This is a genomic window from Lactobacillus amylovorus DSM 20531 (assembly GCF_002706375.1).
Classification (GTDB): domain Bacteria; phylum Bacillota; class Bacilli; order Lactobacillales; family Lactobacillaceae; genus Lactobacillus; species Lactobacillus amylovorus.
Genome location: NZ_CP017706.1, coordinates 2,068,991 through 2,080,656, shown reverse-complemented (window position 1 = coordinate 2,080,656; position 11,666 = coordinate 2,068,991). Strand labels below are relative to the sequence as shown.

Genomic DNA, 11,666 nt, shown 5'->3' with positions numbered 1-11,666 from the left:
TCCTTACAAATATACATTTTTAGGTGAAATTGAACACGAAAAAAGACGTTTAAAAATTTAAACGCCTTATAGTTCATATTATTCAGGATCTGAATCTGAGTGGTAAGTAATACTGAACCCTGCTTGGAATTCCTTGCCTGGTTCCAAGTGATTCATGCCATATTTATCTTCCAATTTGCCGTCCGCATCATTACGGTCTGCGATACCCCACCATGGTTCGATGCAGACATAATTTGCAGTCTTTGGATATTGTGACCAAATACCAACGAATGGAGCGTTTCTAGTCCAAACATTAATGTGGAACTTGCTCTTGTCAGTTCTAAGTGAAACTTTATTATCACGTCCGTGCAATTCATAAATTAAGGCATCGTTCTTAAATAAGTCGTCGCTCAATCCAATCATACTATCGGTTGAAGCCAATGAACGGTTTTCCCAATCAAGGCTAGCATCCTTAAGAGGAATTCTAACACGTGCTACTGATGGGTGCATGTCGAAGTAGTAGTCTTCCTTCTTTTCACCGTTCTTAGTTGGTAAATTGAAGCCTGGGTGGCCACCAACACCGAAGATCATTGTTTCATCGGATTTGTTAACAACACCGAAGTTTTCTTCAAGCAAGTTATTCATCAAGTTGTAGTTAACTCTGAATTCAAACTTGAATGGGTAAATCTTGCGTGTTTCTTCGTTGTCCTTTAATAAGAAAGTAATGCTTTCTTGAGTATGATTTTCAACTTCAAAGTCACAGTTTCTAGCAAAACCGTGTTGACCCATGTGATAAGTCTTGCCTTTATATGTGTATTCATCGTTCTTTAAACGACCAACAATTGGGAAAAGAATAGGTGCATGTCTGCCCCAAATTTCAGGATCAGCTTGCCACATATATTCTTCACCAGTATGAACGCCTTTTACGCTCTGAATTTCTGCACCGTGGTCTGAGATAACCACTTTGATCATATTATTTTCAATTGTATAATCCATACTATTTATCCCTACCTATCAAATCAAATAACAAAAATCGGAATGTAATCGCTTTTACTCTATTCTAACATAATGACCCGATAAGTTAGAGCAAATTTTAGCCAAGAAAAAAAGCAGTCAACAGACTGCTTTTTAATTTCTACAAGATAAACTTAGTTAAGTCCTTATTAGTAATGATATCGCCTAACTTGTCTTCAACGTAGGCTTCAGTGATGGTAATTTCACCCATTTCCATGTCAGGACCTTCGTAAAGAACATCTTCAAGCAACTTTTCAAGAATAGTTGAAAGACGTCTTGCACCGATGTTATCAGTACCTTGGTTTACACTGAAGGCAATTTCAGCAATCTTGTCAACTGCTTCTTGAGTGAAGACTAACTTAATGCCATCGGCCTTCATTAAAGCAACATATTGCTTAAGCAATGAGTTTTGTGGATCCTTCAAGATCTTTACGAAATCATCCTTAGTCAAAGCATTCAATTCAACACGGATTGGGAAACGACCTTGCAATTCAGGAATCAAATCACTTGGCTTGCTTTCAGCAAAGGCACCAGCGGCAATAAAGAGAATATGATCAGTTGAAACAGGACCATACTTAGTGTTTACAGTTGAACCTTCAACGATTGGCAAGATATCTCTTTGAACACCTTCACGGGAAACTTCACCAGAATTACGCTTGTTACCAGCAATAATCTTATCAATTTCGTCAATAAAGATAATACCGTTGTTTTGACTTCTTTCTATCGCACTTTGGTAAATAGTATCGTAATCGACCATCTTGCGTGATTCTTCTTGAATTAAGACTTCACGTGCTTCTCTTACTGGCAAGGTACGCTTAACTTTCTTCTTTGGCATAATGTCATTAAGCATTGAACCCATGTCCATGCCCATTTGACCCATCATGTCGCTCATTGGGTTTGCCTTAGGAGCTTGTTCAACTTCAATAGTAACTTCACGATCTTCAAGAAGTCCCTTGTTCAACTTTTCAGCAACATCCATTCTTTGGTTGCGTACTTCATCAGTAACTTCTTCTTCGTCATTATTATTTTGGTTGTTGCCACCCATCAGCATTGACATCATGTCTTGCATTTGTTGCATTTGGCTTTCACGATTTTCGCGTTTAACACCAGGTGCAAGAAGACGTACCAATTGCTTATTTGCCTCTTTAGTAGCTTGTGGCTTTACGCGTTCAAATTGCTCCTTTTCTTCCATGCGAACAGCTTCACTGACCAAATCGCGGACCATTGATTCAACGTCACGACCAACGTAACCAACTTCAGTAAATTTAGTTGCTTCAACCTTAACAAAAGGTGCATCAACAATATCTGCTAAACGACGAGCAATTTCTGTTTTACCTACACCAGTAGGACCTGCCATGAGCAAGTTCTTTGGTGTGATTTCCTTTTGCATCTCTTTGTTAAGTTGCATTCTACGGTAACGGTTGTAAAGTGCAATCGCTACTGACTTCTTTGCTTCATCTTGACCAATAATATATTCATTTAAGATTCTAACTATTTCTTTTGGAGTCTTAATAGCCATTATTTTTTCTCCTAAATTTCGTCAGTAATAATTTTATCATCAGTAAATACATCAATACCTGATGCGATTTTAACTGCTTCATGAGCAATTTCATCAGCCTTCATGTCTTTAGCATGACGAGTCATCGCAATAGCAGCAGCTTGAGCAAAGTTACCACCTGAACCAATTGCTACTACATTTTCATCTGGTTCAAGCACCTCACCATTACCTGAGATAAGTAGAAGGTCTTTATCGTTAAACGCAATTAGCATTGCATTCAATTTTTGCAAAGCTGGGTCTTTACGCCAATCTTGTGCCATTTCAACAGCAGCACGACGTAAATCACCGCTGTAGCTTTCAAGCTTGCCTTCAAGCATTTCTTGCAAGCTTACAGCATCAGCAACACCACCAGCAAAACCGATAACTACACGGTCATGGTAAATTCTGCGAATCTTTCTTGCAGTTGCCTTAGCAATTACCTTTTCACCTAAGGTAACTTGACCATCACCTGCAATAGCAGTCTTGCCGTTAAATCTTACTGAACAAATTGTTGTCATTATTAAACCTCAACTTTCTTTATTACGAGGAAAATATTTTTCATAATCTGATTTTAGATGAGCTGTAGTCACATGCGTATAAATCTGAGTTGCAGATAAACTGCTGTGTCCTAATAATTCTTGGACGCTACGCATATCAGCGCCGTTATTTAGCATTGCCGTTGCAAACGTGTGTCGCAACTCATGTGGATGTACTTTACCACTAATCCCTGCTTGATTAAAAGTTTTTTGCATTACATATTGAATTCCACGATCACTAATTGCTTTTCCTTGATTACTCAAGAAAACATGCTGTTCATCTTTATCCTTTAGTAAACGCGGACGAGCATTATTAAAATAATTAAGCAGGGAGTTTTTAGTTCGATCATCAAAAGCAACATAACGATCCTTGTTGCCTTTCCCGTGAACTAAAATTGTCTTCAAGTCTAAATCAATCTGCGGCAAAGTCAAGCCACTAACTTCGCTGACCCGCATCCCCGTTGCATAAAACAGTTCAAACAAGGCCAGATTGCGCACAGTTAGCGGCTTGTCTCCTTGCAAAGAATCAAATACTTGCTTGATCTCTGGTTGGTAGAAAAATTGCGGCAGCTTTTTTTCGCCACGTCTGATGACAACTGTCTGAGTTGGATCTATTTTCACGATCCGTTTTCTAGTCAAAAAACGGTAAAACGAATGCAGACTCGACATTTGTCTTGCTTGACTGCTGCGGGCAAGCTTGCGGTCGCCCAAGTGCTGAATATAGATCTGAATATCGCGTTCAGTTACCTTTTTCCAGCCTGCAAAGCCACCGTTTTCCTGCCAAAACTTTTTTGCCTCATGCAGATCCGTAGCATAAGACGATATTGTTTTTTTACTATAGTACCGCTCAAATTGCAAGTAAGAGATAAATTGATCTAGTTCATCCATGTCATTTTTCATTAGTCTAGGACTTCTGCCTTAAATTTATCTAAACTAGCCAAGCCACGTTCACTAATCTTTTCATGACGTTCACGCTTTTTGTGAATCTTCTTGCCTTCAAGAGCTGGCAAAAGAGCAAAGCTGGCATTCATTGGTTGGAAATTCTTAGCACTTGTAGTGGTAATATAATTAGCCATTGAGCCTAATGCAGTATCCTTTGGAAAAGCAACAGTCTCTTCGCCTAATGCTTCCCTTGCTGCATTAATACCGGCAACTAAACCACTACCGGCACTTTCTACATAACCTTCGACACCAGTCATTTGACCAGCAAAGAACAATCCTGGTCTATTTTGAGCTTCATAGCTAGCTGTTAAAACATCTGGAGAAGCCATGTAGGTGTTTCTGTGCATCTTGCCATAGCGAACGAAACGAGCATTTTCAAGACCTGGAATCATTGAGAAGACACGCTTTTGTTCGCCAAACTTCAAGTGAGTTTGAAAACCAACAATGTTGTACATTGAAGCAGCGGCATTATCTTGACGCAATTGAACTACAGCATATGGAGTTTCACCAGTATGAGGATCTTCCAAGCCTACTGGCTTTAATGGACCAAACAACATTGTTTTGGCACCACGAGCAGCCATCACTTCAATTGGCATGCATCCCTCAAACACGTCATTTTTCTCAAAACCGTGAAGTTGAGCAGTTTCCGCATTAATCAATTCATGAGCGAACTTTTCATATTGTTCCTTAGTCATTGGACAGTTCAGGTAAGCAGCTTCACCACGGTCATAACGAGACTTCTTGTAAACAATGTCCATATCGATTGAGTCCGCAGCCACAATTGGAGCTGCAGCATCAAAGAAATGAAGACTATCTGTACCAGAAAATTCTTGAATTTTTTCGGCTAAAGCATCGCTAGTCAATGGACCAGTAGCGATAACTGTAATGCCATCTTCTGGAATTTCGGTAATTTCTTCTTCATGAACAGTCACATTATCAAGACCGCGAAGCGTGTCGGTAATATACTTGCTAAAACTGTCACGGTCAACAGCCAATGCGCCACCTGCTGGAACTTGAGTCTTATCAGCAGCCTTCATGATCAATGAATCCATCTGACGCATTTCTTCTTTTAAAAGACCAACTGCATTTGACAATTGGTTGGAACGCATTGAGTTTGTACATACAAGCTCAGCGAATTCGCCAGTTTCATGTGCAGGCGTTTCCTTCTTGGGACGCATTTCATAGAGGTCAACATGGATTCCGCGCTTAGCTAATTGCCAAGTAGCTTCACTTCCGGCTAATCCCGCTCCAATTACGGTAACATTTTTTGGCATCAAATCACCTTTATTTCTTTATTTTTAAATTTTACTTATCAGTTTCATCTTCTTGGGGATCTTCACGGTAGTCGCCGTTTGGACAAAGAATTACTGGGCCCTTCTTTGAGCGCTTTTCAACCAAGAAATGACCATCATTTGGACAGTTTCTGCCAATTGGCTTATCCCAAGAAACAAAATCACAGTCCGGGTAACGAGAACAACCATAGAATTTACGGTTTCTTCTCGACTTCTTTTCAACCACTTGACCCTTACCACACTTTGGACAAACAACGCCAATTTCCTTAACGATTGGCTTAGTGTTACGACAATCTGGGAAGCGTGAACAAGCATAGAACTTGCCATAACGACCCATCTTGATCACCATTGGGGCACCGCAAATATCACAGTTAAAGCCAGCTGGTTCATCCTTAATTTGAACCTTTTCGATTTCACTATCGGCTTTATCCAATTCCTTCTTGAAAGGTTGGTAATATTCATCGACAACGTTAACCCATTGCTTTTTACCATCTTCAACTTCATCAAGTTCGTCTTCAAGGTGAGCAGTATAGTCAACGTTAGCAATATCTGGAAAGAATTGTTCAATCAAAGTATCAACAATTTCACCTAATTCTGTTGGAACGATTGAACGACCTTCAAGCTTGACATAGTAACGGCGTTGAATGGTATCAATGGTTGGAGCATAAGTTGATGGACGACCTACACCGTTTTCTTCCAAAGCATGAACCAAACTTGCTTCGGTATAACGTGCTGGTGGTTGAGTAAAGTGTTGCTTGTTGTCGGACTTAGTCATTTGGACCTTGTCGCCTTCTTCTAAGTCAGGCAAGTCAACGTTCTTTTCTTGTTGGTTATCGTAAACTTGGGTAAAACCAGCAAATTTCATCTTAGAACCAGTAGTTCTAAACATGACGCCATTTTGCACGATATCTGCCCTTACAGTGTCGTAAACAGCTGGCTTCATTTCGCTAGCAACGAATCTTGACCAAATCAACTTATACAGGCGATATTGCTCAGTTGTAAGCACGCTCTTAAGTGATTCTGGTGTTCTGTAAACGCTAGTTGGACGAATAGCTTCGTGGGCATCTTGAGCATCTTCTTGATTCTTGAAGTGTCTTTGACTCTTAGCCGCATATTCTGCACCATATTTTTCATGCAAAAACTTAGATGCTTCTTGTTGAGCAACAGGTGAAGTACGTTTAGAGTCAGTTCTCATATAGGTAATCAAACCAACGGTTCCTTGCTTACCCAAACTAATTCCTTCATACAATTGCTGTGCAATACTCATTGTTCTACGAGTTCTGTAGCCCAAGCGCTTGTTAGCCTCTTGTTGCATAGTAGAAGTAGTAAATGGAGCTGCTGGTTGACGACGACGTTGTCTAGAAATGACTTTAGCAACTTCGAAATCTTTCTTTTTATCGATCTTTGCTAAAACTTCCTTAACAGCATCGATATTAGGCAATTCCTTCTTCTTGCCGTCAACGCCATAAAAGGCTGACTTAAAGCTATCTTTGCCCTTCTTGAAATCAGCATCAATTGACCAATATTCTTTTGGTTTGAATTCTTTGATTTCCTTTTCACGGTCGATAACAAGCTTCAAAGCAACAGATTGTACACGACCTGCACTCAAGCCTTTTTTAACTTTAGCCCAGAGAATTGGGGAAAGGGAATAACCCACGATTCTGTCCAAAACTCGACGAGCTTGTTGGGCATCAACCGTATTCATATCGATGGTACGAGGATGTTTAAAACTTTCTTTAACAGCGTCTTTGGTAACTTCGTTAAAAGTTACTCTGTTTTTGGCATTTTCATCCAAATTAAGTGCATGAGCTACGTGCCAAGCAATGGCTTCCCCTTCACGATCGGGGTCGGAAGCCAAATATACCTCTTTAGCCTTCTTAGCTTCACTCTTTAATTCTTTAATAGTGTCACCTTTACCACGAATAGAAATATATTTTGGCTTGTAATTATCGTCAAAATCGATCCCCATTTGAGATTTAGGCAAGTCACGAATGTGACCCTTTGAAGCGATTACATGATAGTTTCTGCCTAAATATTTTTCAATTGTCTTGGCCTTTGCAGGTGACTCCACAATTACCAAAGTTTTCTTACGTTTTTTAGTTTTTGGTTTACTCTTTGCTTTAGTAGGCATTAAATGCCTCCTTATTAAAATATTATTTTATAATTACAGTCCACAGATTAATTAATACTTTATGAATTGTCAAATCTTTCCGTTTTTAAATTTGAAATTTACGATTGGAGTTGCTCCTGCTTCAATCAATTGATTTGGACCAGCGGAGAGCTCACTGGTTATCGCACCCGGCACCGCATAAATATCGCGGTTTTCTTGCAAAGCAATGCTTGCTGTAATTAATGAACCCGATTTTTCTTTAGCCTCTGTCACAATTACGCTTTTGCTTAAGCCAGCTAAAATTCTATTGCGCTCAGGAAAACGATATGGACGCGGCGGCGTATCGGGCAAATATTCACTAATTACTAGACCCTTTTGCTTAATTTGATTTTGCAGCCAGGTATTTTGTCTAGGATAGGAATAATTTAAACCGTTGCCAATCACCGCAATCGTTTGACCCTGATTATTCAAAGTCGTGTTATGTGCTAAAGCATCAACGCCTTTGGCCAGACCACTGGCAATGACCATGTTTTGTTCAATTAAATTGGGTACCAGTTTTTCCATTACTTGTCTGCTGTAATTAGTTGGATAACGTGAACCTACAATCGTAACAATCTCTTTTGAAAGAAGTGAAGTATCGCCTTGAGCAAACAAAACAAGGGGCGGACGGTAAATTTGCCGCAATTTTTCGGGATATTCTTCATCAAAAAAGCCAATCACATCGCACTGACAATAAATCTGCTTTACCAAGCGATCAAGATCTTTATCTCGAAAAGCCTTTAAACACGCCTCCATCAATTGCTCGGGTAATTCCATTTCCTTGAGATCTTCTACTTCAATCGTTTTCTCACTATTCATCTGCTTAGCGACCGTCAGCAGTTTTACGTAACCAATTCCTTTTTGCAGTTTCAGTTTCAATAAAAATTCTGTCTTGTTCATAAAAGCCTCCACTGTTTATTACGCAAAAAATCGGTATTTTCTTTTTAAAGATTTAATTTTTCTCAAAAAAGTCACTGACTGGCGCAAAAGTTTTACGGTGAATGGCAGTAGGGCCGTATTTCTTCAAGGCTGCAATGTGCTCTTTGGTTCCATAGCCGGCATTATTTGGAAAACCGTATTGAGGATAAATTTTATCATAATCATCCATCAATTTGTCTCGAAACACCTTGGCTACAATTGAGGCGGCAGCAATCGAGTTGGACTTAGCATCCCCTTTAATCAACTTCACTTGAGGCAAATCAACCGGCACATCCATGGCATCAACCAGCAAAGCATCAGGTTTTACATCAAGTGCTCGAACAGCCTGAGCCATTGCCTGTCTATCTGCTTCATAAATATTGATCTGATCAATAACTTGCGGACTTTTGACACCGATCCCTACGCTTACTGCTTCTTCAAGAATCTTAGGATAAAGTACTAAACGTCTTTCTGGCGTTAATTTCTTTGAATCATTAACATCGATTAGATCAAAATCATGATCGATAATCATAGCGGCAGTTACGACAGGACCAGCCAAAGGACCACGTCCAACTTCGTCAACGCCGGCTACCAATTGTTTTTTAGTCCAGAATTCTTTTTCATAGGCAAAACGCTGCTCAAAGGCTTGCTTTTTTTCTAGCAGCTTTGCTTGTCTTTTACGATAGCTAACTAATAATTTTTGTACGCCACTACGCGGATCGCGTTCTAATTCTGCGATTTGTTCTTCAGTGACGTCCGTTTTCAACAGCTCTTTTATCTCTTTAATGGTCATGGTCTATCAAGCGTAATCCTTCCAATGGCACCCTTACGTAAACGTCGCAGCATAAATAATGAGAAACGATCGTAATCATCACGCATTCCATATTTTTCTGTCATCGCCAGCAAAAGATCTGGATCTGCCATATTAGCAATATCGGCCTCATTTAGCTTAGAAAACTTAACTAGGTCCTTAGCATAATATTCACGTAAGTTTTTCAAAACATATAAAGCTACGTCATCTGCATGGAAGACACTATCTTTAATCGCACCAAAAGCGGCTAATTTGTAGCCAACTTCTTGATCTGAAAACTTAGGCCATAAAATTCCTGGTGTATCTAACACTTGGATATTTGCACTAGTCTTTAGCCATCTTTGCCCTTTAGTAACACCTGGCTTGTTGCCGACTTCTGCTACGTTGCGACCTACAAGACGGTTAATTACAGTAGACTTGCCGCAGTTAGGAATTCCGGCTAAAGCAATTCTGATAGTTGGGTTGGAAGCTCCGCGTGCTTCTAGTTTCTTGGTCTTTTCTGAAGCTGCTTTTTTAACTAGAGAAATTAGCTTTTGCATATTTGTATTATGCAAAGAATCAAGAGCTAACACATATTTGTCAGGACCACTTAATTTTTTTGCCCATTCCTTGGTTAAAACTGGATCAGCTAAATCAGCCTTATTCAAAATAATAATATGTGGCTTATTGCCAACCAATTCTTCAATCATTGGGTTTCTCGAAGCTTCTGGAATTCTTGCATCTAGCACTTCGACTAAAACATCGATGAGGCCCATTTTATCTTCTAATTGGTTGCGGGCTTTGTTCATGTGTCCTGGATACCATTGAATTGTTGCCATAATATCTCTTCTTTCTAAATATAATTAATTTTCTTCATCTGTTAAGAAAACAATTTCGGCCATCAAAATTTCTCTATACAGAGTCAAGAAACCATGGCGATATTCTTGTTCTCTCTGAGCTATTCTGCCTAAATAATTTCGTTCTTGTCTAAAAGCATAACGGTAAACAATTGCCCTAAATTCCTTTTGATCATCTGGCAGTTCTTTTTGGCTTGCCGTATGCCTAATTTCTTTAATAAAATCTTCGACCGAAGTTTGATTCATTTGCGCTCTTAAGTCAAATTCCAACTGTTTACGAATTTTAACCGGCAAATAAATCTTATCGATTTGCTTTAATGCATATTGCACCATTTCTACTCGAACTCGGTCAACTTCTGCTCTTTGAGAATAATCTGGCTTATCTTTTTCCAGCATAAATCTAAAGGCAATGGTTGGCACGATCATACTCAAAAGAATCAGAGTAATTTCACTAATCAAAATCAAATGGAAGTCAGCCAAATTGACATTTAATTCGCTCAAAGTATAAGCCAAGGCGAAGGTTACTGCACCGTGAATTCCACCTAAGCTAAAGATCCACGCGTCTTTAGAGCTAATCTTTCCTCTTAGCGTAAGAGAAAAACGACAATATAAGAATCTAATTGCCAAATTAGCCAAATAAAGAATTACACCGATAATAATCGCATCGATAGTTTGTTGATTGAAAACATCTTCACGCATTGAGCGAATAATAATTATACCAAGTAATAGGAAAACAATTCCATTCAGAATATTGATGATTACTTCTAAAAAGGCATAACTATCATAGAAAACTACCGCATTCGTCAAACGACTGCGCTCAGATTCTACATTATGTACCAAACCAGCTGCTACGACTGCGATAATGCCTGAAACATCGATTTTTTCTGCTAAAAAGTAAATGACCAATGGTGTTAAGAAATACAGCACCTCAATTGGCATTATGGCGCTACTGGCCAAATGATGTTTAGATCTTAAACTTGATTGTCGCAAGAAGATTACGAAAACGGCGATCAAAACACCAAGAACGATCCCGCCACCAGCAGAATAAATAAAGTTGCCGATTGCTTCGCCTATGCGCAATTGCTTATGGATGTACCAATCAACCGCCATATTAAGTAAAATAATACCGGAAGCGTCATTGAATAAAGATTCATCTTTTAAGTAAAATTCTATTTTCTTGGGCAATTTAAGTCCATGAACCACTGATTCGGTTGCAGTCGCATCGGTTGGCGTAGAAATCGCCGCCAAAATAAAGGATAAAGGCAGCGAGACACCAATACTTAAATAGATGCCAAAGGCGGCGGTTATCGTAGCCAAAATGATCATGACCACGGTTAAGCCTAAGATGGCTCGCCAGCTGCGCACTACATTATATAACCGCGTCCGCTGTCCCTCGAAAAATAAAAGCGGAGCAACAATCACGCCCATAAATATTTCCGAACTAAACCCTTCAATCATTTGATTGGTTTGCGGAATTAAAGCAATAGCCATCCCGATGAGCATCGCAATATAATTGACAGAGATTTTTCTAAACAAGCGCTGTTGAATCATGTTTGCGACAGCAACAGCAAACATGATAAAGCCGATAAAAACTATTACATTTATTGTTTTATTTCTAATTTAATAAAAAAGCCCAGGCGGGTTTGAGGCTT

At 39.3% G+C, this 11,666-nt stretch carries 10 protein-coding genes; all 10 read right to left on the bottom strand.

The genetic code is table 11. The annotated features are described in order from the left end of the window. Positions 1–78 precede the first annotated feature (78 nt). The 10 genes from LA20531_RS10650 to LA20531_RS10605 all read right to left on the bottom strand — a co-directional run bounded on the left by LA20531_RS10650 (position 79) and on the right by LA20531_RS10605 (position 11,619). Positions 79–975 carry an aldose 1-epimerase family protein gene (locus tag LA20531_RS10650; protein ID WP_056939381.1) on the bottom strand — a complete coding sequence of 299 codons (897 nt, stop codon included), beginning with the start codon at positions 973–975 and terminating at the stop codon, positions 79–81. 139 nt (positions 976–1,114) lie between these two features. After that, entirely contained in the window at positions 1,115–2,512 is a 1,398-nt protein-coding gene (gene hslU, locus LA20531_RS10645; protein WP_056939380.1) for an ATP-dependent protease ATPase subunit HslU, read from the bottom strand. A gap of 11 nt (positions 2,513–2,523) precedes the next feature. Next, the gene (gene hslV, locus LA20531_RS10640; RefSeq protein WP_056939379.1) at positions 2,524–3,048 is read right to left on the bottom strand and encodes an HslVU peptidase proteolytic subunit; all 525 of its coding nucleotides are present in this window, start codon (positions 3,046–3,048) and stop codon (positions 2,524–2,526) included. A gap of 9 nt (positions 3,049–3,057) precedes the next feature. Next, entirely contained in the window at positions 3,058–3,966 is a 909-nt protein-coding gene (gene xerA / locus LA20531_RS10635; RefSeq protein ID WP_056939378.1) for a site-specific tyrosine recombinase/integron integrase, read from the bottom strand. Then, on the bottom strand, positions 3,966–5,282 hold the full coding sequence (gene trmFO / locus LA20531_RS10630) for a methylenetetrahydrofolate--tRNA-(uracil(54)-C(5))-methyltransferase (FADH(2)-oxidizing) TrmFO (protein WP_056939377.1): 1,317 nt from the start codon (positions 5,280–5,282) through the stop codon (positions 3,966–3,968). Before trmFO ends, xerA begins: the two co-directional genes overlap by 1 nt. A gap of 31 nt (positions 5,283–5,313) precedes the next feature. After that, a complete protein-coding gene (gene topA, locus LA20531_RS10625) occupies positions 5,314–7,431 on the bottom strand; it encodes a type I DNA topoisomerase (RefSeq protein ID WP_056939376.1) in 2,118 nt (705 codons plus the stop codon). Between the two features lie 69 nt (positions 7,432–7,500). Beyond that, positions 7,501–8,349, bottom strand: a complete 849-nt coding sequence (dprA, locus tag LA20531_RS10620) for a DNA-processing protein DprA (protein ID WP_056939375.1) — start codon at positions 8,347–8,349, stop codon at positions 7,501–7,503. A 52-nt stretch (positions 8,350–8,401) separates the two neighbouring features. Continuing rightward, positions 8,402–9,160, bottom strand: a complete 759-nt coding sequence (locus LA20531_RS10615; RefSeq protein ID WP_056939374.1) for a ribonuclease HII — start codon at positions 9,158–9,160, stop codon at positions 8,402–8,404. Beyond that, on the bottom strand, positions 9,157–9,996 hold the full coding sequence (gene ylqF, locus LA20531_RS10610) for a ribosome biogenesis GTPase YlqF (protein ID WP_056939373.1): 840 nt from the start codon (positions 9,994–9,996) through the stop codon (positions 9,157–9,159). Before ylqF ends, LA20531_RS10615 begins: the two co-directional genes overlap by 4 nt. A gap of 24 nt (positions 9,997–10,020) precedes the next feature. Further along, a complete protein-coding gene (locus LA20531_RS10605) occupies positions 10,021–11,619 on the bottom strand; it encodes a cation:proton antiporter (RefSeq protein WP_056939372.1) in 1,599 nt (532 codons plus the stop codon). Positions 11,620–11,666 lie beyond the last annotated feature (47 nt).